Source organism: Parapedobacter sp. 2B3 (assembly GCF_041925275.1).
Taxonomy (GTDB): Bacteria; Bacteroidota; Bacteroidia; order Sphingobacteriales; family Sphingobacteriaceae; genus Parapedobacter; species Parapedobacter pyrenivorans_A.
In genome coordinates, this window is record NZ_JBHEUZ010000001.1 from 330,040 (window position 1) to 352,371 (window position 22,332).

General features: G+C 49.0%; 25 protein-coding genes and 2 tRNA genes. 11 read left to right on the plus strand and 16 right to left on the minus strand.

Features of this window, described 5'->3' with window-relative positions; translation table 11 throughout:
- Positions 1-44: 44 nt before the first annotated feature.
- The 3 genes from ACEVG1_RS01205 to ACEVG1_RS01215 form a co-directional block, all read right to left on the minus strand.
- Positions 45-995 carry a Gfo/Idh/MocA family protein gene (locus ACEVG1_RS01205; protein WP_374741716.1) on the minus strand — a complete coding sequence of 317 codons (951 nt, stop codon included), beginning with the start codon at positions 993-995 and terminating at the stop codon, positions 45-47.
- Positions 996-1,353: 358 nt separating this feature from the next.
- Entirely contained in the window at positions 1,354-2,427 is a 1,074-nt protein-coding gene (locus ACEVG1_RS01210; RefSeq protein WP_374741718.1) for a substrate-binding domain-containing protein, read from the minus strand.
- 285 nt (positions 2,428-2,712) lie between these two features.
- Positions 2,713-2,789, minus strand: a tRNA-Pro gene (locus ACEVG1_RS01215).
- 108 nt (positions 2,790-2,897) lie between these two features.
- Here ACEVG1_RS01215 and ACEVG1_RS01220 point away from each other — a divergent pair.
- The 3 genes from ACEVG1_RS01220 (at position 2,898) to ACEVG1_RS01230 (ending at position 5,139) form a co-directional block, all read left to right on the plus strand.
- Positions 2,898-3,524 carry a hypothetical protein gene (locus ACEVG1_RS01220; RefSeq protein WP_374741719.1) on the plus strand — a complete coding sequence of 209 codons (627 nt, stop codon included), beginning with the start codon at positions 2,898-2,900 and terminating at the stop codon, positions 3,522-3,524.
- Positions 3,521-3,826, plus strand: a complete 306-nt coding sequence (locus ACEVG1_RS01225; protein WP_374741720.1) for a winged helix-turn-helix domain-containing protein — start codon at positions 3,521-3,523, stop codon at positions 3,824-3,826. The genes ACEVG1_RS01220 and ACEVG1_RS01225 overlap by 4 nt, the downstream gene beginning before the upstream one ends.
- A 71-nt stretch (positions 3,827-3,897) precedes the next feature.
- Positions 3,898-5,139 carry a hypothetical protein gene (locus ACEVG1_RS01230; protein ID WP_374741722.1) on the plus strand — a complete coding sequence of 414 codons (1,242 nt, stop codon included), beginning with the start codon at positions 3,898-3,900 and terminating at the stop codon, positions 5,137-5,139.
- Positions 5,140-5,245: 106 nt separating this feature from the next.
- On the opposite strand, the gene ACEVG1_RS01235 is transcribed toward ACEVG1_RS01230, so the two are convergent.
- From ACEVG1_RS01235 to ACEVG1_RS01255, 5 genes are all read right to left on the minus strand, one after another.
- Positions 5,246-7,783, minus strand: a complete 2,538-nt coding sequence (locus ACEVG1_RS01235) for a tetratricopeptide repeat protein (protein WP_374741724.1) — start codon at positions 7,781-7,783, stop codon at positions 5,246-5,248.
- Positions 7,784-8,092: 309 nt separating this feature from the next.
- The gene (locus ACEVG1_RS01240; RefSeq protein WP_374741725.1) at positions 8,093-8,287 is read right to left on the minus strand and encodes a hypothetical protein; all 195 of its coding nucleotides are present in this window, start codon (positions 8,285-8,287) and stop codon (positions 8,093-8,095) included.
- A 329-nt stretch (positions 8,288-8,616) separates the two neighbouring features.
- Positions 8,617-9,108 carry a hypothetical protein gene (locus tag ACEVG1_RS01245; RefSeq protein WP_374741726.1) on the minus strand — a complete coding sequence of 164 codons (492 nt, stop codon included), beginning with the start codon at positions 9,106-9,108 and terminating at the stop codon, positions 8,617-8,619.
- An 18-nt stretch (positions 9,109-9,126) separates the two neighbouring features.
- On the minus strand, positions 9,127-9,333 hold the full coding sequence (locus ACEVG1_RS01250; RefSeq protein WP_374741727.1) for a helix-turn-helix transcriptional regulator: 207 nt from the start codon (positions 9,331-9,333) through the stop codon (positions 9,127-9,129).
- Positions 9,330-9,713 carry a hypothetical protein gene (locus ACEVG1_RS01255; protein ID WP_374741728.1) on the minus strand — a complete coding sequence of 128 codons (384 nt, stop codon included), beginning with the start codon at positions 9,711-9,713 and terminating at the stop codon, positions 9,330-9,332. The genes ACEVG1_RS01250 and ACEVG1_RS01255 overlap by 4 nt, the downstream gene beginning before the upstream one ends.
- Before the next feature lie 281 nt (positions 9,714-9,994).
- Between ACEVG1_RS01255 and ACEVG1_RS01260 the strand changes: the two genes are divergently transcribed.
- From ACEVG1_RS01260 to ACEVG1_RS01270, 3 genes are read left to right on the plus strand one after another with little or no spacing between them, the layout of a single operon-like run.
- Positions 9,995-10,162 carry a hypothetical protein gene (locus ACEVG1_RS01260; protein ID WP_374741729.1) on the plus strand — a complete coding sequence of 56 codons (168 nt, stop codon included), beginning with the start codon at positions 9,995-9,997 and terminating at the stop codon, positions 10,160-10,162.
- Positions 10,155-10,322 carry a hypothetical protein gene (locus ACEVG1_RS01265; RefSeq protein ID WP_374741730.1) on the plus strand — a complete coding sequence of 56 codons (168 nt, stop codon included), beginning with the start codon at positions 10,155-10,157 and terminating at the stop codon, positions 10,320-10,322. Before ACEVG1_RS01260 ends, ACEVG1_RS01265 begins: the two co-directional genes overlap by 8 nt.
- A 4-nt stretch (positions 10,323-10,326) precedes the next feature.
- Positions 10,327-10,560 carry a PIN domain-containing protein gene (locus tag ACEVG1_RS01270; RefSeq protein ID WP_374741731.1) on the plus strand — a complete coding sequence of 78 codons (234 nt, stop codon included), beginning with the start codon at positions 10,327-10,329 and terminating at the stop codon, positions 10,558-10,560.
- Positions 10,561-10,875: 315 nt separating this feature from the next.
- Here the strand turns inward: ACEVG1_RS01270 and ACEVG1_RS01275 are convergent.
- From ACEVG1_RS01275 to ACEVG1_RS01290, 4 genes are all read right to left on the minus strand, one after another.
- A tRNA-Pro gene (locus tag ACEVG1_RS01275) sits at positions 10,876-10,949 on the minus strand.
- Between the two features lie 27 nt (positions 10,950-10,976).
- The gene (locus ACEVG1_RS01280) at positions 10,977-11,213 is read right to left on the minus strand and encodes a GIY-YIG nuclease family protein (RefSeq protein WP_374741732.1); all 237 of its coding nucleotides are present in this window, start codon (positions 11,211-11,213) and stop codon (positions 10,977-10,979) included.
- Positions 11,214-11,368: 155 nt separating this feature from the next.
- Positions 11,369-12,085, minus strand: a complete 717-nt coding sequence (locus tag ACEVG1_RS01285) for a LytR/AlgR family response regulator transcription factor (RefSeq protein WP_374741733.1) — start codon at positions 12,083-12,085, stop codon at positions 11,369-11,371.
- A gap of 19 nt (positions 12,086-12,104) precedes the next feature.
- Positions 12,105-13,121 (minus strand): sensor histidine kinase, encoded by a 1,017-nt coding sequence (locus ACEVG1_RS01290; RefSeq protein ID WP_374741735.1) that lies wholly within the window; start codon positions 13,119-13,121, stop codon positions 12,105-12,107.
- Positions 13,122-13,344: 223 nt separating this feature from the next.
- On the opposite strand from ACEVG1_RS01290, the gene ACEVG1_RS01295 reads away from it, so the two are divergent.
- Positions 13,345-13,524 (plus strand): hypothetical protein, encoded by a 180-nt coding sequence (locus ACEVG1_RS01295; RefSeq protein ID WP_374741736.1) that lies wholly within the window; start codon positions 13,345-13,347, stop codon positions 13,522-13,524.
- Between the two features lie 27 nt (positions 13,525-13,551).
- The gene (locus ACEVG1_RS01300; RefSeq protein WP_374741737.1) at positions 13,552-14,187 is read left to right on the plus strand and encodes an ABC transporter substrate-binding protein; all 636 of its coding nucleotides are present in this window, start codon (positions 13,552-13,554) and stop codon (positions 14,185-14,187) included.
- A 1-nt stretch (position 14,188) separates the two neighbouring features.
- On the opposite strand, the gene thrC is transcribed toward ACEVG1_RS01300, so the two are convergent.
- The 3 genes from thrC to thrA are packed head-to-tail and all read right to left on the minus strand — an operon-like array spanning position 14,189 to position 18,917.
- The gene (gene thrC / locus ACEVG1_RS01305; RefSeq protein ID WP_374741738.1) at positions 14,189-15,496 is read right to left on the minus strand and encodes a threonine synthase; all 1,308 of its coding nucleotides are present in this window, start codon (positions 15,494-15,496) and stop codon (positions 14,189-14,191) included.
- 15 nt (positions 15,497-15,511) lie between these two features.
- Positions 15,512-16,453 carry a homoserine kinase gene (locus ACEVG1_RS01310; RefSeq protein WP_374741739.1) on the minus strand — a complete coding sequence of 314 codons (942 nt, stop codon included), beginning with the start codon at positions 16,451-16,453 and terminating at the stop codon, positions 15,512-15,514.
- Positions 16,454-16,469: 16 nt separating this feature from the next.
- Positions 16,470-18,917: a bifunctional aspartate kinase/homoserine dehydrogenase I gene (thrA, locus tag ACEVG1_RS01315; protein ID WP_374741740.1), complete on the minus strand. Its 2,448-nt coding sequence runs from the start codon at positions 18,915-18,917 to the stop codon at positions 16,470-16,472.
- A 334-nt stretch (positions 18,918-19,251) separates the two neighbouring features.
- Between thrA and ACEVG1_RS01320 the strand changes: the two genes are divergently transcribed.
- From ACEVG1_RS01320 to ACEVG1_RS01330, 3 genes are all read left to right on the plus strand, one after another.
- A complete protein-coding gene (locus ACEVG1_RS01320; protein WP_374741741.1) occupies positions 19,252-20,301 on the plus strand; it encodes an SMP-30/gluconolactonase/LRE family protein in 1,050 nt (349 codons plus the stop codon).
- Between the two features lie 144 nt (positions 20,302-20,445).
- On the plus strand, positions 20,446-20,787 hold the full coding sequence (locus ACEVG1_RS01325) for a hypothetical protein (RefSeq protein WP_374741742.1): 342 nt from the start codon (positions 20,446-20,448) through the stop codon (positions 20,785-20,787).
- Between the two features lie 22 nt (positions 20,788-20,809).
- Positions 20,810-21,817 carry an ATP-binding protein gene (locus ACEVG1_RS01330; RefSeq protein ID WP_374741743.1) on the plus strand — a complete coding sequence of 336 codons (1,008 nt, stop codon included), beginning with the start codon at positions 20,810-20,812 and terminating at the stop codon, positions 21,815-21,817.
- A gap of 2 nt (positions 21,818-21,819) precedes the next feature.
- On the opposite strand, the gene ACEVG1_RS01335 is transcribed toward ACEVG1_RS01330, so the two are convergent.
- Positions 21,820-22,314, minus strand: coding sequence for a hypothetical protein (locus ACEVG1_RS01335; RefSeq protein WP_374741744.1), 495 nt, complete (start codon positions 22,312-22,314; stop codon positions 21,820-21,822).
- Between the last annotated feature and the right edge of the window lie 18 nt (positions 22,315-22,332).

The window sequence follows — 22,332 nt, forward strand, 5'->3', positions numbered from 1 at the left end:
TAACAGAGATCACCTATCCACCGTTGCCGGCAATCGCTCCCAGGCTAACCAACTTGTTTTAATTTCACGGCTTTGCCGCCCTGCCGCTTGCTTTCGTCGGCAGCCGTCATAAAGGCAACGATTTCCAATGTTTCCGAAGGATCGACAGGCGATATACCGGTTTCAAAAAATTCGACGATTTCATAAAGGAGCGATGTATATCCTTCATACTTCGAAATGGCTACATGGCCGTTTTCGCCATGGGCAATTCCGCCATAATCAGGGCGGCCGGTACGTGTTCCCCGGAACGTGCCGATACGTCCGTCGTGCCACGTGCCGACCACGATGTCGGTACCTTCGTTGTGCGTGCGCGAGACGCTTGCACAGCCCGCACCCATCACCGCATACAGCATCTCCACCCCATGGATACCATACCAAAACAAGTCGGGATGTGTCGATTCAATGACAGCGGGGCTAAAAGTATCCGCGCCGGTAACCTTCCCGATCAATTCACCCGACCGGATCAATGCGATGTTATCCGTGTACCGTAGCGATGAAGATGAGAATACAGGTACCACATGCTTCGCGGCAACTTCAAAAATCTTTTGTGCATCTTCCAAAGAAGCTGCAATCGGCTTATCGATAAACAACCGTTTACCGGCTTCGATTACCGGCAACGCCTGTTCCAGATGCAACCTACCGTCATTGGTTTCCAATAGCACAACGTCCACCCGCGCCAGCAGGGCGCCAATCGAATCCACGATGGTTACCCCATACCCCTTCACGTCATCTATATACCCAGGTATGCGCTTCGCACTGCTTTCGATGGTCTTACTCCCGTATGGATAAGCGGCTACCACATGGTATCCCTTAAGCTTTACATCGGGGCTGGTAGCGTTCAGCGCTTTCGTAAACGCTACACTATGAGACGTATCTAACCCGATAATGCCGACACGTTTACCCGTGCCGGATGTGTGTTCACTGCGACCGAAAACATCGAGATTCCTTAAGGACATCCCGGCGCCCGCTAGGGCTGCGGCTTTTATAAATATTCTCCTATTTGATTTCATAATATGCTTACTGATTGGCAAACATCTTCAACATGATTCGTTCCCTCAACAACCGACGGCTTACAAGACCCGCTTGAACCGCCATTTAAATGCCTTGATAAAACATCACCATTCGCCTACGTTTACGTACACGCAACCATCCCAAGCATCATATACCATATTTATTTAATGTAAGATGGGACACCCATACTGCTTATAATCGTTGTTGCGGTAACGTACCCGCTAATTACGCGATTATATTTTCCACTTCCAAATTATTTGATGAAAAATACACGGATAGTAAGTTGAGGTCCGTTGTGCGTGGCTAGTTTTTGTAAAATGCTACATTCTCACTCGTGATGATGTCAATGGGCATATATTGCGCTTTCACTACCGGGCCACCCACAATGACGTGTTGAAATAGCGCCATCACCCCCGCATACCCCTGTTCCTCCGGTTTCTGGCCAATCAGGAAATCGATGGTGCCGTCCTTTAGGTAATCCACGTTCTGGGTGATCAAGTCATAGCCTACCACGATATGATGTGTAGCCGCACGTTTTTGTAAATATTTTGCCACGCTCCGTACCCTCGAATTTGTAACAAAGAAAGCTTCGATATCAGGATGTCGCTCCAAGCAATTCTGCAACGCTTCGTTAACTGCCCTATCTGTTGTGTTGGTGATATCTATCTTCTCGATTTGGATCTGCCCCCCTGCCGTATTTGTTGCCTCCATGTAAGCACGGAACCCCTCTTCTTTTCGCAATAGGTGATGGTAGGCATCGATTTCCTTGGATATGTTCACAACAAGTACCTTCCCCCGTTTTAATCCAAACCGTACCAGCTTCCCCGCCAAGCATCCACTTTTGAATAGATGTGGCCCGATATAGGCCAATCCTTTGGCATCGGACATGTCCGAATTGATGAATACATAGGGTAGCTTTCGCAATTCACACGTGGTTATAAACTTGCGTGCCTCATCGACGAAAGACGGCGCAAGCACGACGCCGTGGAATCCACCTTCTAAAATCGCGTTGGCTTGCTTTTCAAACGACTGCTTGTCATTTAGGTCGAAGAGGAATAGTTCCAATTCGACACCGTATTGCCTAATTTCGTTGTAGGCGCGTTCCGCACCCTTGCGCGGTGCTTCCCAATAGTCGGTCTCCTTTGCATTGGGGATAAGAACGGCAAATTGGTTGGTTTTTTTTGAAGCCAGCCTACTTGCCAAGATATTCGGTTGGAAACCGATTTCTTGGATTATTTCATTAATTTTCCGGCGGGTTGTTTCCGAAACACCCTTCCTATTATGAATCACCCGATCTACCGTTGCTATCGAAACATTCGCTCTTCTGGCGATTTCCTTTACCCCCGAAAGCTGCCGATCCGTTTTTTCTTTCTTCATCCAAATAATTTATTGCCAAACCCCTATGTATGAGTTGGCCCATCCTAAAACAACAAAAGCCCTCCGCCCATTGGCAAAAAGCTTCTTTGATTGGTCGGGATGACAGGATTGGCTGTGTCCCGCAATCCCCACACACCATTCCACAGCCATCCTTACGGGGGAAGTCTCAATCAAATGAAGCCAGCACTTCGTGCCTTGGTTTTTTCATGTATCGAACCCGCTCAAGCAAGCTTGGCACGCCCGCTACATGAAAAAACCCTTGCTTCCGCAAGGGCTTCATCTGATTGGTCGGGATGACAGGATTCGAACCTGCGGCCTCTTCGTCCCGAACGAAGCGCGCTACCGGGCTGCGCTACATCCCGCTTTTTTCCCTTACGGTGTGCAAAAGTATCACTTTCTTACGAAAAAATTTCACGAACATCTTGCATATTCGATTTTTTATTTAACTTTGAAAAAAAAAGTACTTTCAAATGAAGAAAGAGAAAGACTATATCGGGGATATCGCCGAAATCCGTTCGATGATGGAGCGCTCCTCAAAATTTCTGTCGCTTTCGGGCTGGGCGGGTGTCATGGCCGGCGTCTATGCGCTCGCGGCCGCCTATCTTTCGTATGCGGTACTCAGCTTTAACCCAGGGGAAATAACCCCACCCATCGATACACCAACAAACGGATTCCCGATTCCACCCCAGCTATTGAGCTTGGCAATCGGCACCTTACTGCTCGCAGTAGGTACCGCCGTCTTCCTTTCCCAACGGAAATCAAGCGAACGGGGCGAAAAGCTTTGGAATGCCACATCTCGGCGCATGGTTGCCAATATGGCTATCCCCCTGGTTACCGGTGGTTTATTGATCCTTGCCTTATTTGCCAACGGAATGGTCGGCCTAGCCGCACCTTTTTCGCTTATCTTTTATGGCTTAGCCCTATACGGTGCAGGCAGTTTTACTTACGGTGCGATTAAGTTGCTGGGGGCGATGGAAATCACGCTTGGACTTATCGGCACCTATTTCATTGGCTATGGATTACTCTGTTGGGCCATCGGCTTCGGTGTGCTGCATATCGTGTATGGTATCTACATCCATTATCGCTACGAGAAGTGAAATTAACAATAGACGGATTATATAAGGCTTTCGAAAGCCGGGTAAGGTTGGGCATCATGTCGGCATTGGCTGTGAATGATGCACTCGACTTCAACGCGCTGAAAGAATTCCTCGGCCTCACTGATGGCAATCTGGCAAGCCACATCAAGGCGTTGGAAAAAGAGAAGTTCATCGGTGTTACCAAATCGTTTGTCGGTAAAAAACCGAATACACAGTATTTCATTACCGATGAAGGAAGAACGGCATTCCACCAGCACCTCAACGCGCTGGAACAATTAATCAAGTCGCAGAAAACAGGCTAAATTTTTTTACTCTATCACTTTGAAAGTCAAAGCTCTTTTTAAATAAACTCATTGTCTTTACACACAAAATCATGAAAACTGAAATTCAAACCCATCTCGATGACCCCGCCCAATTGGAGGCGTTGTACCGGACAAACCGCACAGCCTTCAAGCTGTCATTCAATGCCTTATATCCAACACTCAAAGGCAATATCCTTGCCGACTATTGGAACGAGCGGTTGAATTATACGGGCGAAGCTATCCAATGGGGTACCCGAAAAGAATGGTCGGTCATCCTCATCGTGTCCGTTATTGCTGCCTTCGTTGCTCAATTTCCAGCGTTATTCTCTATAGATGACGACTTTTTCTATCCCCGAAACGTCGGCTTCATTGTATTTCCTCCGTTAGCCATGTATTTTGCGTGGAAGCATAAATTACCTCGGGGCAAAATCGCTCTTGTATTCGGAACCATGGTGATCGGCTTGGTTTTCATCAACCTATTGCCCAATGCGCCGGAGAGTGATACCGTCTTGCTGTCATGTTTCCATCTGATACTGGTTTTGTGGTCCATATCGGGGCTTGCGTTCGTCGGCAACGCACCCAATACGGGGGAACAGCGAATCAGTTTCCTCACGTTCAACGGAGACCTATTGGTTATGATGGCGCTGATTGCCATCGCCGGGGCCATGCTCAGTGGTGTCACCATCGCCTTGTTCTCGGCGATTGGGTTTAATATCGAAGAGACTTACTTCCAGTATATTGGGATTACCGGGATGGCCGCCACACCGATGGTAGCGACTTACCTTATCCAATCCAATCCACAGTTGGTCGGTAAAATTTCCCCGGTCATCGCCCGGATATTTTGCCCGCTCGTGTTGGTGATGCTGGTCATTTACCTCAGTACCATGGTCTACGGCGGAAAAGACCCCTATACCGACCGGGACTTTTTGCTGATTTTCAACCTCCTGTTGATCGGTGTAATGGCGATCATCTTCTTTTCCATCGCCGGCACCTCAACAACGACAGAGAACCGCATGGGAATATGGATCATTACGCTGCTAGCAGCCGTAACAGTCATCGTCAATGGTGTGGCGCTCTCTGCCATCCTGTTCCGCATTGCCGAATGGGGAATAACCCCTAACAGAGCCGCTGTATTGGGCGCCAACGTTGTGGTTCTTGTCAACCTGCTGCTGGTACTTGCCCAACTCCTTCGCGTACTGTTTAAAAACGCTCCCATAGCGAACGTCCGGAACGTCGTAGCCCGGTACCTACCGGTCTACTGCCTATGGGGTCTCATCGTCATGTTGTTATTCCCGCTGATATTCGGGATATAATCGGCGACCTACATTGTCACGATATTTTTCTTGCGAACCTGCCCATGTCGCCCGGCAACTTTCATCTACTGCTCATCAATAGGCGATGTCCAACTAGAAATCCCTATTACTCGTTGTTTAATTTCCGTAAACGTTCTTTTGCTGAAGGGATGATGTCATCATCCCCTTCATAATTTTCGATTACACTTTCCAAGGTGCTCTTCGCCTGGAAATCATCGCCTTTGCCTGCATAGGCATCCGCAAGCAGGATGAAGCTCTTGGCCACCCAATAGTCGTGTGACCCCATGTTATTGATCACATCAAAGGCCGTTTCCAAGGCTTTGTCGTATTCCTTGTCTTCATACTGCAGTTGCCCCACGCGATACCGTGCCTCTGCGCCGACTGCCGTTTGGCTCTTCAGCGCCGCCAGATTCAGTTCCTTCATGGCGGGCTCCACTTTCCCTTCCCGCAGCATGGCCCGAGCACCGTATAAGTGTGCCTTGGCAATGTCTTCGCCCGATGACCGATCGTAGTTCTTTATCAACTTCGCATACTTGGCCACCTGCTCCAAGTCACCGATTTCGAAATAACAAACCATCAGATTAGTTACCGCGTAACCATAGTTTTTTTTATATTCTGAAGTCAGCTCCAGTTTTTTGAGGTGCACGATGGCCTCGTTGTATTTCTCCAAGCTCAGGTATAACGCGGCCACCGTCAGCAAGGTGTTTTCCGTATACGGGCTCGTCCAGTCGTTCAGTATCATGTTTAGGTCGTGCAGCGCTTCCTTTGGGTGCCCGGCATGGTACAAACTCACTCCGCGGATATAACGGGCATGTTTTTCCTTTATAGGTTTTGGAAATTTATCAAAATACGCATTGATCGCTTCCACAGCCGATCCGTATTCTCCCTTGGCAAACAAGGAATGTGCCGCCTGGAAAGTTAGGTTATCCTGCTCTGCCGTACTCAGATCACCGATATGGGTGCTGGTCGCATAATCAATATAACTCGAAGCATCCCCTTGATCCAAGTAGATATTTTCAATGGAACGCAGCGCTTGCCGTGCCTCGTCGGTTGTGGCGTGTTCTTCCACCACCCGCTGGAAAGTGGCCGTCGCCGCTTCGGTATCATCTTTATTGTACTGGACAAGCCCGATGGTCATCAGCGCCCGAGGGACATAGCTGCTGCGGGGGTATTGTTCGATCATCTGTTGCAGCCCTTCGATGGCGGTATCGTAATCTCCCGTAGTGAAATACGTGTAAGGGATCTCAAAGGCCACGTCGTCCGCATAGTTCGAGCCCGGAAACTGCGCAACAACGGACCGCAGGGTGCTGAGCTTGGTTTCATTGTCGCCCTGCAATCCCTGGATAATACCACGCTGGAACAACGCATAGTCCTGATTGGGGGCTTTGCTATTGATCAACTGGTCATAGTATCGGTTGGCCCGGCCATAGTCGCGCACAGACAAATACGAATCGCCCAGACGAGCGATTACGTCGTAACGTACGTTTTCCGCTATCGAACTTCCCTCGGCAGCCAAAAAGCGTTCAAAATAATCCGCAGCCATACCAAAGTTGTTGTTGCGGAACGCTGCATAAGCCAAGGCATAGTTCGCATAACTGTATACATCGGTGTTTCGTGCAGCGGGCAACTGGAGGAACCGGGAAAAATTCTCCACCGCTTCCCTGTACTTGCGTACCTCGTACATCGCCTCCGCTTTCCAATACGTGGCCAACGCCGCCATTTCCACATCGATCGGGAACTTTTCCGATCGCATGAACATGGAAATACTGTTTTCGAAAGCGCGCTCATTATAAAACTCCAATCCGCGGTAATACGTTACCTTTTGATAGGCTATATCGGCTTTGGCCTCCCTGTTGCTAAACGATTCCAGCATATTTACCGCAGCGTGGAAATTACTCGTGCCCGACAAGATTTCGGCCAACAGTGTTTCCGGATTTTCTGTGTTGTTGGCATCCGGATTGCTGCCCGCATATTTCTGAGCGATATATTCCTGGGCGACTTTCAGGGCCACCTGGGCGGAATCCAATTCATATAAGATTTTGGTATAATTAAACAGCCCATCCGCTTTCAATACCTGATCGAAATCCAGTCTGGACGCTGTGGCAAACGCATTCCGTGCATGTCGCTTATCGCCGGTTTCCAGGGCAATATGGCCCAAAGCAATCATCGACCCCTGATAAAAGGCATCCGAAGTCGCCAACTTCCCCATAATAGCGGTTGCCCGTTCATATTCGCCTGCTTGGTAGGCCAGGAAGCCGATCCGGTAATTATCGATATTGCTGCGTAACGCATCCGGATGCCGTTCCAGCAATCTACCGTAATAAGCTTGTTTGAATTCGTTCTTTGCAAAATACGTGGAGGCGGCGATCTGGCGCAGTTCGATTGCAAGTGCTTCCCGGTCGATACGCATATCCGGGCTCCGGCGGATTTTTACGGCATCGGCCAGCATCGGCCGGTAGTCACGTACGATGTCGATGGAATCCAAAAGCGCAGGTTGCCTTTCGTCCTGTCGCTCATCGGATTGTTGCTTCTCTTCCTGCTGTCCCTCCTCTTCCTGCGCATATCCGATAACCAGCAGGGCCGAAAAAATCCCGGTAAACAGGTATTTCAAATAGCTATGGCCTATCCTTTCTTTCGATATCATTGTCCGTCCGCATTCCAAAGCTTTTCTAGATGTTCTTTCGCCGAGGAATGATGCAATTATGCAAATCGTTAGCAAAAAATGGGCCCAAAAAGGCAAAAAAGCCCAGCATTCGCTGAGCTTTTTCGTCGGGGTGATGAGAACCTGCTAGAACACCTACGGGAAATTTTGAGTGTAATCGGGGGTTTTATTGAGAAAAATGGAAAGAATAATTTGTAATGATGCTATTTTGGCATCAACGATAAAACCCTATCTTTTATCAATAATAACAAATAACAGCGGTTACAAGATGCTTCAATCAAACACGGTGTTTCAAGGCCCTAATTTATCTATAAACGGTTTTTCATAGTCTCCATCTTCAGCCGGGTACCTTAGTGCTTTTTCAAACCTACCGGTTTGTTTTGCCAATGTCCAAATGAGGCTTTCTCCTGCTGGAATGTTGTTAGTTGCTTCATTATAAATGACGCCCCTTGTAAGCCTTGTCAGCGCCCATAACTTCCCATCCATTGGCTTTGAAATATTCTATCAAGTCGTTCAGGAACAGTGTCGCTGCCTGAAATGTCTCCCTTATTTTCCGATAGTCATTTTGAACTGCGGGATTTAGTATTTGAGATGTTGTTGTCAAAAGTCAAAATTTGTTTTTGTCTTGGAAGTAGTCGGTTAATATAGCCGCTAACGATCCTCGGCTTTGCGTTCGGGCGGGATTAGAGGCACAAGCGTTCAATCTTGCACCAAAGTTAATAAAATGCACTAACGTTCAATTTACCACGTTAGCACGCCTGACGCAACCACGGAGTGGCAGCGAAGCTAAACCGATGTTAGCCGTCCGTTGTTATTTACACTAATCCTGAGTTTGCTCCTGAAATAGTGGCAACGAAGTAATTCGCTGCATAAACTGCTAGCGAAAGAAATAATGGGTCTTTCGAAATACCGTCATTAGAGATATTGTTGTTAATATCATAATGATAATGAAATTCCTTCCAACTAAATTTTGGGTTAAGTTGGATGATGTTTTCCCTATCTTCATTTTCAATGATATACTTTCCGTGGAAAAACTTGTTCAACTTTAGAACGTATTTATTTTTATCTCGATAGAAAATTACAATATTACCACTCCAATTCATTACTAATTTGGCAAATTCAGTTCCATTATTGGTTACGCTTATACTTGTTTGAAATACTCCAACGGGTTTTACTAAATATCCATCCGTATTGGATACGTTAATTTCAGCTTTCAAAAAATATGGATCTGCATAAATAATTTCACTTAATACCTGATTGTTTTCTATCAGTTGGAATGTCCTATTGTCAATGGAATGTGCATTCATCTTCATTCGTTTTGGGTGCTATTTAAAATCTTTATCTTCTAGTTGAAAAATTTCTTCTACCGGTGTTCCAAATACTTTTGACATTTTAAGTGCCAATACAGTAGAAGGAACAAATTTGCCGGTTTCTATTGAGTTCATTGCTTGTCTGGATATACCGATTTCTTCTGCTAAATCGGCCTGGGTCCAGTTTTTTTTTGCTCTTTCTACTTTTATTGTATTCTTCATCTGTATTTGCGTTTTGAAATGAATAAACCAACAAAATAGAACAAAAAGAACAAGGGAAAAACATACAAATAATTTAAATTATCTAACCCCGAATCTTTAACTAATCCTAACATACCTAATACCATTATCAATAGCAATGATAAAACAAACGCAATGGATACCGCTTCTAATTGTATTCTGATTTGAACTTCGTCTAAAGATTTTACACTTTGCATTTGCTTGAAAGCATAAACCCCGAACAAAAGAGCATTAATGGCAACAATTAGTAATGCAATAGGTACAGATAGGGAATATTCGGATAGATAAAACACGCTGATTGGGAAACAGACGGCAAAAATCAGAGCCCAAAATATATTCTTCATATTTACTTTTTCTTTCATATTAAGTCGTATATAATTTTCACAAAGATAAGTAACACATTCTAAATGTAAAGTATATGCGACATTTTTTGAGAAAAAATTCCAGAAGTATATTTCATGTGAATAGTTGGTATGTTGAAGTTTAATGTTTTTCGGAAAGTAGTGGGTGTCGCTTTACAATGACTGCTAACTCTAAAATATGCGCAATAATCTTTGTATACGAAGAGACCAAATTTTTTTTGGTTCATACAACAACCCCTTGTTTTTAAGCTGCTTATTCTTTCCAGTAACTGCCCGAAGAAATGGTCGGCAAGACGGTGAAAGTGATTGCCTTTGAAATCGAAACGGCGAAAAAGGAGCTGAGCAGGGCGCAGCGTCTCCGCCGGATTGAAGCCCTGACCAAATCCTCCCTCGTGGGTTTGAGCCGATTCACCTTTGACCGGGACGAAGCCAATGACTACGATGGCTAAACCTTTTGCGGTGGACACCAACGTGCTGATATACCTGCACGACAACTCCGCACAGGAAAAAAGGGCCATTGCCAAAGGATTGCTTGCCGATATCCCAAAAATCCCCCTCTCAGGTCATTTCCGAATACATCAACACCTGCCGGAGGCTGCTGAAATTTGATAAGGTGGAACTGTTGGAACAGACGGCTGCATTGCTTGACGGCTGTCCCATCGTCCCCGTGTCGCCCGATACCCTACAACATGCCGCAGGGCTTGCGAAACGATACCAATTCCAATTGTTCGATTCCATCATTGTCGCTGCCTGCATCGAGGGCGGTTGCGAAATCCTTTACTTCGAGGACATGCAACATAAACTGATCGTGGATAAAAGCATCACCATCATCAATCCTTTTCTGTAACTCCCATTTTTCAGTTGCGCCACCCCCCTGACCGGAATTTAAGATATTGTGGCATTCCTAAATATCCGATAAATCTGGGCAATCGGAAATCCAGAAATATGGCTGTTATAAAAAGGCTCCGCTATTGGTGACCTTAATAAAACCTCGGATACCTTGACAATCCGGTTGGCAATCCTTATTGATTTGTCGGGTTGGCAGGATTGGTTCAGCCCCACAATGCACCGACACGGCCCTGAGTCTTCTACGAATCGAACCCGGGGTTCCCATCCCGCTATCCCAACAACAAAAAAGCCCAGCATTCGCTGAGCTTTTTCGTCGGGTTGGCGGGATTCGAACCCACGACCTCCAGCACCCCATGCTGGCGCGATACCTGGCTACGCTACAACCCGATTGGGAGTGCAAAGATAAAAAATTTTTCAATTCAGGTCAGATAAAAAACGTGCTGCTCCACGCTTTTTTATCTTCATCTCCAACTTTAGTGCCTCACTGCGACTAGAAACCTCAAACCTGCATACAAGGCGCCAAGGAAGGCCGTGCTTCGTATAACGGCTTTGCCCTCGGTTGTGTTCCATCAGCCGTTTATCCAAATCAACACAGCTCCCCGTGTAATATCGATGCAAACGTTCGCTGGAAAGGATATAAAAAGAATACATGACTTAACGAAGTTTTACCGCGCACGACCTTGGCGCCAAAGCGCCACGCGATACCTAGCGGATTTTATCACGCTAATAGCGTGACTACAACCCGATTGGGAGTGAAAAGATAAAAAAATTTTCTATTCAGGTTGGATAAAAATAACGGCATTTTATTAACCGTTTTTGTCGCCGATATACTTATAGAACGCATCGCGATAGGTATCGCCCACCGGGATGATCTTGTCTTCAATAAAAATACGACCACGCTCAATACTGGCTATCTTTTCTAACGCCACAATGTACGAGCGGTGCACCCGTACAAACCGGTTGGAAGGCAAAATATCTTCCATCTTCTTCATGTTTTGGAGGGTAACAATCCGTTCGGCTGCCGTATAGATCGAGATATAATCTTTCAGCCCTTCGATATACAAGATGTCATCGAGGTCTACCCGTTGAATCTTGTGCTCTGTCTTAATGAAGATAAAATCAACCGTATCGCTCGGTAGCGATGTCGAAACAGGCTGCGCGACCTGCTGCGGGCGATTAGCCAACACTTTTTGCACCGAACGGTAAAACCGATCGAATGCGATGGGCTTCAATAGATAATCCACCACATTCAGTTCATAGCCATCCAACGCATACTGCGGATACGCGGTGGTAAGAATCACATCACATTTACCATTGATGATTTTCAGGAATTGTATCCCGGTCAGCTCGGGCATCTGCACATCCAGAAACGCCAAATCCACCTCCCCGTTCTGTACCATGGCAAGGGCCTCGATGGCATTGGTCGTACTGGCCACGAGCGTCAGTTCAGGCACTTTGGCAACGTAATCCGAGATGATATCCAATGCCAGCGGCTCGTCGTCTACAGCAATACATCGTACCATGGGCATATTCTTTTTGGGGCTATAAATATATGAAAAGTTCACTACTGTAATAATGCTCCGATTCCACGACGTTGATGGTATGCCGGTCGGGATACCCCAATTGCAAACGGCGCCTAAGGTTGGTCAGCCCCACGCCTTTTGTCTGGTCTTTATTCACTTGGTTCTTGGCGTTCTCTGCATTGAAATGCAGCCTTCCGCTTTGCACACTGATATCTATGCGGATGGGCTTGTCTGGATCGGTAGAAACGCCATGCTTAAACGCGTTCTCAAGAAACGAAATCAACAGCAAGGGCATGATGCGGTGGCCCTTCTCATCGATATTAACATGCAGATCCACGTAGACTTTCTCCTTGAAACGCAATTTCTGCAGTTCTATGTAGTTTTCCAGGTAATTTATCTCTTCTTCAAGCAATACATACTCCTCATTGCTCTCGTATAGCATATACCGCATTATCGCCGATAGCTTGAGGATGGCCTCGGGTGTCTTGTCCGATTTCTGGTAGGCCAACGAATAGATGTTGTTCAACGAATTGAACAGGAAATGCGGATTGATCTGCGACCGTAGGAAAGCCAGTTCGGCATTTAGCTTTTCCGTTTCCAGGTTTTTGCGGTCTTCCCGGGTTTTGAAATTGGACGAAATCACGTACACGGCGGTGCTTAGCAGCATAAAGAATAACCCGGTTATCAATACGGCCACGGAATACCGCATCGGCGTCAATGTCTGTTGCTGGTTATCGTTGTCGCGGTATTGCAGAATAATATCGTCGTAATAAAGAGCAATCCCATATTTTACCGCAATTGACACCACCAATACAATGGCCATGTAAGTAGCGGCACGCCAATACCGGCCAGCGCCGATGAGTAACGGGTTGATTAAGAAATAGTGTACATAGAAAATAACGATATTCAAAGCCCCGTACAACAGCACCATAATAGCGGCACGGTCCGGGTGCTCCCTCACATTCAACAGGAACAGGACTGCCAGTAGCACCAGCCATACCAATCCGTGAGTTAAAACCGCTCTGTTGTTGCGCATAATTGCAAATATAGGACTAGCTGCCAATATCAGCTGCGCTTATCGACAAACTCCCTACTTCCATCGGCCAATCCCGCATTCGGACAGACAAACGCCCAAATCCCGTTGGTCTAGAAAATCCCACCGTTGGTCTAAAACTTTTCCGTACCAAGTAGGTAATCGGTTTCTTTGTAGTGTGCAAGAGGAATTGATGTGATTTGCTAACCCTGAAACACAATGAAAGATGAAGAAGTTAACCAGTAACATTTCGCCCTTCCTGCTACTTGTCATTCCATTTTTTGTCGGTTTGATAATAGTGGCAACGCAACCGCAGAGTGCCGTGACCCAAGAGCGCATCCAATTGAACGCATCGTTCATTTCGTTGCCGGATATCCATGTTTTTAAAGCATTGCTATGGCGATAGTGGGGCCACTTGTGTACCTTTGCCCACATGCGAAGTACACTTCTTTCTCTCCACAGCATACTGACCGCCCTTGATGTCGACGCCGCCTGCCTGCCCTTGCTGGAACAGGCCCCCACGTACCACGAGCTCCTACAGGCCCACACGCCGGATACCGTATATGCTGCCATCCGCTCCATCGGTGACACACTCCATGCGAACCCAAAGGCCGATCAACTGATTGAAAACCTCGAAGAACGCATCAATATCATTGCCCATAAGCTGAAGTTTATTGCCGACGAAAGCAAGCCTCGCGTAGTGTTCCTAACCGATGTGTCGCCCGTCAAAATCCATAGCGATACGTATCTCGAAATCATTGCCCGCATTGCAGGGGGTATCCCCATCAACGCATCGGCGGTAGACACCGCCGACGCAGTCGTAGTCGTCTGCGAAAAGCCCACACCACACGTACTGGCCGTATTACCAGCGATGCTTGCCCTGCCGGAATGGGCACAAACGGCAGCAGTAAAACATGGAAATGTATATATCATCCATCACCCGGACCACTTGCGGCAGCCCGGAGCCCTCATCGCCGATGACATCGAAATCCTGGCCGAAATCCTCTACCCAAAACAGTTCATTTTTGGTCGTGACGAAGATGCTTGGATGAAATTCGAGGGCCAATAACTTACTGCCCGGTCATCAAATAGCGTTTGAACGCATCAAAATCCACTTCCAGTGCCACAGTCTGTTTTTCGCGGCCTTCCAAATCATTTACCTGAGTTGGCATCGGAATCTTTGCAGCAAGTTCTTCCGGGAATACCTCGGGGAATTTACAGGGGTGGGCTGTCGATAAGAAAACTGCCGCGTACGTACCTGGATGCCGCTGGCGGTAGCGTTTAGCGGCCAGCCAGGCAATGGCTGTATGCGGACAGGCAACGTAGCCGTACCGGTCGAATATTGCCCGGATGGCATCCTGGGTTTCCGCATCGGTAGCGGTATATGACGAAACCAGCCGTGCCAACGCTTCCCGGTCATTGCCAAACATGTCCATAATCCGCACCCAATTGCTCGGATTGCCCACATCCATCGCGTTGGCCAGCGTCTGCACCGATGGACGCGGCTCATACCGGCCACTCTGCAAAAATCGTGGCACCGTATCGTTCACGTTGGTAGCCGCGATGAAGTGCTCCACGGGCAATCCCATTTTATAAGCCAATAACCCCGCCCCTATGTTGCCGAAATTACCACTGGGTACGGAGAAGACTACCTTCCGTATGCCTTGTGCCTGTAGTTGGGCATATGCCCAAAAATAATAAAATGTCTGTGGAATAAGCCGGGCGATGTTGATCGAATTGGCCGACGTGAGCCGCAACGCGGCTTTCAGCTCGGGGTTGTTGAACGCTTCCTTAACCAACGCCTGGCAATCATCAAATGTACCGTCCACTTCAATGGCCCGGATGTTCTGCCCGTTGGTGGTCAACTGCAGTTCCTGCACAGGGCTTACCTTCCCCTTGGGGTACAGGATGGTTACCCGCGTGCCCGGCACGCCCAAAAAGCCCAACGCCACAGCCCCCCCGGTGTCGCCGGAGGTAGCCACCAACACATCGAGCACCCGCTCATCCGATTGCGAAAGGGCCGCCATCACACGGCTCATGAAACGGGCACCGAAGTCCTTGAATGCCAGCGAAGGTCCGTGGAACAGCTCCAATACCGCTGTTCCGCTATCCAGCGGACGTACAGGTGCTTCAAAATCAATCGCATCATCGATGATCCGCCGCAAGGTAGACGCAGGAAGGGCATCGCCGATCAATGCAGACGCTATCTGAAAGGCGATATCCTGAAAGGTAAACTGCGCGAGGTTTTGGATGAAATGCGCATCCAAGGTCGGGATAATTACCGGCATATATAGCCCTTTATCTGCCGGCAAACTATTGAACACCGCTTCCTTGAACGGCACACGTAGTTCTTTATTGTTCGTACTGTATAGTTGCATGGTTATCTAATCCGATTAATCGTCTATTTCTTTCGGTCCCGTGGTGTTGATGCCCGATACGTAACCATTGCTTTCGATGCCCTGCTGGCCCAAGAGCCGCTGCACAGCGGCGGTAATCCGTGCAGCGGTCTCTTCGCTTTGCGCAAACGCAAAAACCGATGGCCCCGAACCGGAAATACCAAAGCCGAGTGCACCTTCTTCTTCCGCCACGCGGCGCATCTCATAAAACTCGGGGATAAGGATGGCACGCGTAGGCTCGATAAGCACATCGTGCATGCTCCGTCCAATTAGCTCATAGTCGCTGCTGTATAACCCCGCCACCAATCCGGCGATGTTTCCCCATTGGGTCACGGCATCCTTGAGTGCTACTTTCTTACGGATCATCTGCCGTGCATCGCGTGTAGGCACATCCACATGAGGAAATACCACCGATGCGAAAAGCGACGACGGTGCCGGCAGTTTCACCACGTCGAGCGGGGCATAGCCCCGTATCAAGGTAATCCCGCCCATCAATGCGGGCGCCACGTTGTCGGCATGTCCATGGCCACAGGCCAGTTCCTCGCCCTGCACCGCAAATGGCAGCAGTTCCTCCCTCGATAACGGGTTACCAAGCAGCGTATTGATGGCAAACAGGCCGGCCACGGTGCTTGCCGCGCTTGACCCCAAACCGCTGCCAATAGGCATCTGTTTGTGCAGTTCGATCTCCACGCCTACGTCACTACGCCCCAGGTGCTGCAGATAGGTGAGCACACTGGCACTCACCGTATTCTTCGTCGCCTCGCGGGGCAGCCGCCCGTCATCGCCCGTTATATCTACCAGGTGAACCCCCGGCTTGTCGACTTTCCGGATGCGCACCTCGTCGCCCGGCCTATCCAGTGCGAACCCCAACACGTCAAACCCGCAAACCATATTAGCTACCGTAGCGGGCGCGAACACATGTACCTGATCTTTTTCCATTGAATTATACTATCTATTATGCACCTACATTTACCAGATCGGCAAATACCCCCGCCGCGGTCACTTCCGCACCAGCCCCCGGACCTTTAACCACCAACGGCCGCTCCTTATACCGCTCCGTGGTAAACGAGATGATGTTATCACTGCCCGACAAGGCGAAAAAAGGATGGCTGCTGTCCACCATTTCCAGCGCGATATCTACTTTGCCTTCCTCCAGTTTGCCGATGTAGCGAAGCACTTTGCTTTCCTGCTGTGCCTTTTTCTTCAACGCATCGAAATGCGCATCAGCGGCTTTCAGCTCGTTGTAGAAGTCATCCACCGAGGCTGCATGGATGCAGGCTTCGGGCAGGATGGCTCCCAGCTGTACCGCTTCGGGTTCGAGCGGATATCCCGCATCGCGGGCCAGTATCAGCATCTTGCGCATGAAATCGGTCCCTTTGAGGTCGTCCCGTGGATCGGGCTCGGTGTAACCGAGCTGCTGGGCAGTTTTGACCACCTCGTAAAACGACGCATCACCCGTAAAGTTATTGAAGATATAAGAAATCGTACCCGAAAGGATTGCCTCGATACGGACAATGCGGTCACCGCTCATCATCAGGTCGCGGAGTACCCGTACAATGGGCAGCCCGGCCCCTACGTTGGTTTCGTAAAAGAAATCAACACCATGCTTGCGGGCAGTATCCCGTAGCAACCGGTATTGGTCGAAACGGCCCGAGTTGGCGATTTTATTGCAGGTCACCACGGATATGTTCGACTGGAACAGCCCTTCGTAATACGGAACGGGCTGATCGCTTGCGGTGTTGTCTATAAATACACAGTTGGGCAGATTCATCTGCTTCATACGCCGAACGAACAATTCCAGCTCAGCCTGTTCGCCTGACTCCTGAAGTTGTTCTTTCCAACTATCCAGCGCTATACCGTTAGCATTAAAGAGCATCTTACGTGAATTGCTGATACCCACCACCTTGATTTCGATGTCGTTGTTATCCAATAGGAAACCATGCTGTTCGCGGATCTGCCTGAAGAGGGTCGACCCGATGTTGCCGGTACCCACGCTAAATACGTGCAACGTTTTATTCAGCTTGGCAAAGAAAGCATCGTGCACGGCATTAAGTGCCTTTGCCAGATCGTCGTGGCCAATGATGACTGAAATATTGTACTCAGACGACCCTTGGGCAATGGCCCGCACGTTGATGCCGTTGCGGCCCAACGCATGGAATAGCTTACCCGACATGCCGGGCGTCTGTTTCATATTTTCACCCACGATGGCCAGTACAGCGAGCTGGTCTTCAATCTGGGGTTCCGCCAGTTTGTTGGCTTGCAATTCCAGTTCAAATTCATTTTCGATCAGCGCTTTCGCCCGCTGTGCATCGGCGGGATGCACCGCAAATGTGATGCTATGTTCGGACGAAGACTGGGTAATCAGCACCACGTTGATCTGCTCACGGGCCAATAGCGTAAAGAGCCGGCCGCTGAAACCTGCACGACCCACCATGCCCCCACCCACTACGTTAATGACACTGATTTCGGGAATGGACGAAATGCCTTTGATGGGCAGTAATGTTTTGCCACTATCATACTGGATTACGGTGCCTGCAAACTCCGGATTAAACGTATTGCGGATCACGATGGGAATCTTTTTTAGAAACGCCGGGATCATCGTTGGTGGGTAGATGACCTTGGCCCCGAAATAAGATAGCTCCATGGCCTCCGTGTAGGAAAGCACGGGCAGCGAAAAGGCCTTCTTCACAATACGGGGGTCTGCCGTCAGCATCCCGTCCACGTCGGTCCAGATTTCGATGGCACTGGCTCCCACGGCCGAGCCGATGATGGCCGCGGTGTAATCGCTGCCACCCCTCCCCAGGGTGGTTACCCGCCCTTTTTCATTGGCCGCGATAAATCCCGTAAAAAATAACAGTGTCGATTCGTGCTCGGCCATATACGCACGGATGGATTGCTCCGAAAAAGGTTGGTTCACTTGCGCACTGCCGAAGTGGCTATCGGTTTGGATGAGCTGCGTGGTATCCACGAAGTGCACCGCCGGGAAATGCTGCTCGGCTATTTTGCTGACCAATAATACCGAGCAACGTTCGCCGTAGCTTACAATCAGGTCTTTGCTCTGCAAGCTCAGTTCGCGTAGGTTGTAAACGCCCTGCAACAAATCTTCCAACTCGTTCAGGTAAATCTTCAACTTGGTAAATACCGGATTTTGCCGCTTTACGGCAATGAGTTGTTTCACCACCGAAAAATGGCGCGATTCCAATTCCTGCAATCCGTCGAGAAAATCCTTGCCCTCGGCCGCGTCCGTTGCCAACCGGGTAAGCAGATTGGTCACTCCCGCCATGGCCGAGAGCACCACGACGGGCCGTTCACCTGCCTCGTATGATTTCTTTACAATTTCGAGCACCGCCCCGATGCTTTCTACGGACCCTACGGATGTCCCGCCAAATTTGAGTATCTTCATGTTCTTTCCTATACCTACCCGTTGAAACTAAAAACGCCCCCCTCTATTCGAGGAAGGCGTGTTATGGTTTTTATCGTTACGACTACAACATAAACTTACTTCCTCCGTGTATTATACCCGGTGGTAATCGTTGTTGTAATGGTCGTGTATCTATGCACTATGATTGATATTTCCGCGACAAAGGAAATCCTTTATTTTGAAATTTGCAAGAAAAATATCCCTTTTTTACGATTAATGCAGCCGGAGGCCGTGATAAACGATTCCGTTACTTGCCGAGTGGTAAAATCTCCAACTAATTTTAATACCTTTAGCGGAGAATAATAAAACGGCAGCTATGTTCGCCATACCAAATGTAACCACTGCGCCTCATAGACGTACCCCCCAACAACTTGGGTGGCTAGGTGTGCTCATCATGATGACAGCCTGTAACCATACACCTCAACACCGACAATCCACCTACAAAAGCACTGGCAGTATCGAGCGTCTCGACCCGGCGTTAGATGCTATCTTAGACACCAACGCAACGATTGAAATCATTGCCGAAGGTTTTATATGGAGCGAAGGCCCCCTGTGGGTAGAAAGCGAGCACATGTTGTTATTTTCGGATGTGCCAGCAAATACGATCTATAAATGGACGGAAGAAAACGGTACGGAAGTTTACTTGCAGCCAAGCGGTTACACTGGCACAGAGCCTAGCCAGAGCAAGGAGCCGGGCAGCAACGGTTTGCTGCTGGACCGCAGCGGCAACCTGGTGCTTTGCCAGCACGGAAACCGCCAAATGGCGCGCATGGAAGCGCCGTTGGATAGACCGGCGACTATGTTTACCACCTTAGCCAACCAGTATAATGGCATGCGTTTCAGCAGCCCCAATGATGCCGTGTTTAACGCCACCGGTGAATTGTTCTTCACCGACCCGCCCTATGGGCTGCCGGCGCAAAACGACGAAGATCCTGCCAAAGAAATCCCATTCAACGGGGTCTATAAGGTAAACCCCAACGGCGAAGCCGTTTTATTGACCGATAGCATCACCAGACCGAATGGCATTGCTTTCTTCCCGGGCGAACAAACACTGTTGGTTGCCAGTTCCGATCCAGATGCCGCCAACTGGTACCTACTCGATGCCCGCGAGGCACCAACAACGCCCACATTATTTTACAGTGCCGCCAACGAGCGCGAGGGGGTAAAAGGGCTCCCTGACGGATTGAAAATCACATCGAATGGCACCGTATTCGCCAGTGGCCCCGGTGGGATATGGATATTTAACCGCGACGGCCGTGTGCTGGGGAAAATCAAACTGGAAGACGCGGCATCCAACGTTGCCTTATCGGCCGACGAAAAAACAATATACATTACAAACCACCAGCAAGTATTGAGGGTGAGATAAGTTGTGCCCTTGTCGGCAATCCACTACAATATCTGATTATCAAGCGGTTTATCCTTGTATAAAGACCGGCCGTTTATACCTTTGTCATCACTTAGGAAAACGGTGGGTTGCTATATGCATAGCATCCCACCAAGGCAAACTGAGATGCACACCGGAAAAACATACGGAATTGATATCAGCTTCGAGACGCTCGAGCTGCCCCTGCAGCACGACGTGTTGATCCTTGCCAAAAATGGGACACAGGGCAAGCGGGGGTTGGGCAGATCGCTCGAGCTATTAGCGCCGGGCACCTTCCAATCGATCGATGCTGAAGCAGGGCACGGAGGTATCGAAGCGGTTTACGTCAATCGACGCATCCTCACTAAAATCCCGGTTGAACGAATCATGCGCATATTGCAGCAACATGTTTTTGAGCATGTCGGCGAAGGCGAGCTGATACAGGTTGATATGCACGTACGGATATCGATGAGTAACCTGAATAGTTGATACGAGGTAGAGAAACGGGGAAATGAATATACAATCGCTGATTACCAAACAGTACACTACCATCGATGCATATGCCGGGGCGGTATATGCGACAGACCTCCTACGCACGCAGGACGTGCTGGTCGTAGTTGAAAACAACCAACCTATCGGTCTACTAACCGCGTCGGATCTCGCGATGAAACGGCACCAAGTTGTTGCCGACTGCGTAGTCAGCCGGCCACCGGTAAACGCCACGGAGTCGGTCAGTTCGGTTTTGGCGCGGATGAAGACAACCGGTGCCACCGCCCTGCCGGTCACATCCAGGGGCGGCTTTTACGGTATCATCAAGCAAATCGACCTGCTAACCCACCTGCATGTAGACCACGAGAAGCAACGGGCCGCCCTGCTGGCTGCAGCCCACGACCTTCGCAGCCCGATTGCTTCCATTACGCTGCTAGGCACCATCCTCAAGGCCGACCCGGCATTGCAGAAGCACCAAGAGCTAATTGACAAATTGGGCGAGAGCTGCGATTACGCACAGGTACTCATACAAGACATCCTCAGTGCGGAGCAATCACCTGCCGAAGCGCTTGCCCTTGAGACAGAAAACATCGATGAATTGGTAGACGAGTGTACCGCCTCATTAACGGAGCAACTAGCGGGTAAGCAACTGGTTTTGTCCAAGCAGTTGTACAGCAACCTTACGGTCAAAGTAGACCGTCTCAAACTAAAACGGGCCATCAACAACATGCTTTCAAACAGCATCAAATTTTCACATCCCGGCGGTACCATTACGCTCTCTACCCGTGCAGCTCCCGGCAACCGGGTGTTTCTTGTCGTCCGCGATACCGGCATCGGCATCCCCGACACCATGCGGGATCGGATATTCGATAAGTTTACCAAAGCCAGGAGGCCGGGCACATCCGGCGAACCGACCACCGGACTTGGATTGTATCTTACCAAGACGATCATCGAATCGCATGGCGGCACCATTGAGATGGAAAGCGACGGAAAAACCGGCACCAGCTTTATTGTGTCATTACCTGCCTGAAGTTAAGGCACCGGTGTGAAGTATTGTTTGAAGGAAATCGAGCCGGCAGGATCTCCTGAATGAACAGCTGCCAACTCCACCGTGGCATCCACGAGCCACTTGTTATCCGCCATCTTTTGCCCCTGTATGAAGCCGCCTATAGGCTTTACCGCCACGGTATTGCAAAAAGGGCACACAAACAGATAAGCCACCTTGCCGTTGCCGATCTCCTCCCCTTTCATTACAAATGATTTCCGCGAAGTTGGGATTTCAATATGCACGATTTCATACATGGAATGCTCACTGTCGGAACCCTGGTCATAGGTGAACACCCGGCTTTTGCCGTCTACTATGTTCCAACCCTCCAATTGCGCGTTTACGCGGTAGTGGAATTTACATCCGGTACATGCGGTCAGGTTGTCGGCCGTTAGGTCGACCGGTTCGCCTTTACTGCAAGCACCGAGGGTAACCGCAACCACGAGCCCGCATAGCCAGCAACGAAAATAAATCAATTTCATAACGTTAAGTTTCGGGTA

Bases quoted from the DNA above. Each gene is read 5' to 3' on its own strand.
- ACEVG1_RS01255 (WP_374741728.1), bottom strand. From the start codon at position 9,713: ATGAAAGAAAAAGTAAATATGAAGAATATATTTTGGGCTCTGATTTTT.
- ACEVG1_RS01320 (WP_374741741.1), top strand. From the start codon at position 19,252: ATGTTCGCCATACCAAATGTAACCACTGCGCCTCATAGACGTACCCCC.
- thrA (WP_374741740.1), bottom strand. From the start codon at position 18,917: ATGAAGATACTCAAATTTGGCGGGACATCCGTAGGGTCCGTAGAAAGC.
- ACEVG1_RS01250 (WP_374741727.1), bottom strand. From the start codon at position 9,333: ATGAAGAATACAATAAAAGTAGAAAGAGCAAAAAAAAACTGGACCCAG.
- ACEVG1_RS01230 (WP_374741722.1), top strand. From the start codon at position 3,898: ATGAAAACTGAAATTCAAACCCATCTCGATGACCCCGCCCAATTGGAG.
- ACEVG1_RS01300 (WP_374741737.1), top strand. From the start codon at position 13,552: ATGCGAAGTACACTTCTTTCTCTCCACAGCATACTGACCGCCCTTGAT.
- ACEVG1_RS01265 (WP_374741730.1), top strand. From the start codon at position 10,155: ATGGCTAAACCTTTTGCGGTGGACACCAACGTGCTGATATACCTGCAC.
- ACEVG1_RS01220 (WP_374741719.1), top strand. From the start codon at position 2,898: ATGAAGAAAGAGAAAGACTATATCGGGGATATCGCCGAAATCCGTTCG.
- ACEVG1_RS01260 (WP_374741729.1), top strand. From the start codon at position 9,995: ATGGTCGGCAAGACGGTGAAAGTGATTGCCTTTGAAATCGAAACGGCG.
- ACEVG1_RS01310 (WP_374741739.1), bottom strand. From the start codon at position 16,453: ATGGAAAAAGATCAGGTACATGTGTTCGCGCCCGCTACGGTAGCTAAT.
- ACEVG1_RS01235 (WP_374741724.1), bottom strand. From the start codon at position 7,783: ATGATATCGAAAGAAAGGATAGGCCATAGCTATTTGAAATACCTGTTT.
- ACEVG1_RS01335 (WP_374741744.1), bottom strand. From the start codon at position 22,314: ATGAAATTGATTTATTTTCGTTGCTGGCTATGCGGGCTCGTGGTTGCG.
- ACEVG1_RS01210 (WP_374741718.1), bottom strand. From the start codon at position 2,427: ATGAAGAAAGAAAAAACGGATCGGCAGCTTTCGGGGGTAAAGGAAATC.
- ACEVG1_RS01325 (WP_374741742.1), top strand. From the start codon at position 20,446: ATGCACACCGGAAAAACATACGGAATTGATATCAGCTTCGAGACGCTC.
- ACEVG1_RS01280 (WP_374741732.1), bottom strand. From the start codon at position 11,213: ATGTATTCTTTTTATATCCTTTCCAGCGAACGTTTGCATCGATATTAC.
- ACEVG1_RS01205 (WP_374741716.1), bottom strand. From the start codon at position 995: ATGTCCTTAAGGAATCTCGATGTTTTCGGTCGCAGTGAACACACATCC.
- ACEVG1_RS01295 (WP_374741736.1), top strand. From the start codon at position 13,345: ATGAAGAAGTTAACCAGTAACATTTCGCCCTTCCTGCTACTTGTCATT.
- thrC (WP_374741738.1), bottom strand. From the start codon at position 15,496: ATGCAACTATACAGTACGAACAATAAAGAACTACGTGTGCCGTTCAAG.
- ACEVG1_RS01330 (WP_374741743.1), top strand. From the start codon at position 20,810: ATGAATATACAATCGCTGATTACCAAACAGTACACTACCATCGATGCA.
- ACEVG1_RS01285 (WP_374741733.1), bottom strand. From the start codon at position 12,085: ATGGTACGATGTATTGCTGTAGACGACGAGCCGCTGGCATTGGATATC.
- ACEVG1_RS01290 (WP_374741735.1), bottom strand. From the start codon at position 13,121: ATGCGCAACAACAGAGCGGTTTTAACTCACGGATTGGTATGGCTGGTG.
- ACEVG1_RS01245 (WP_374741726.1), bottom strand. From the start codon at position 9,108: ATGAATGCACATTCCATTGACAATAGGACATTCCAACTGATAGAAAAC.
- ACEVG1_RS01240 (WP_374741725.1), bottom strand. From the start codon at position 8,287: ATGGATGGGAAGTTATGGGCGCTGACAAGGCTTACAAGGGGCGTCATT.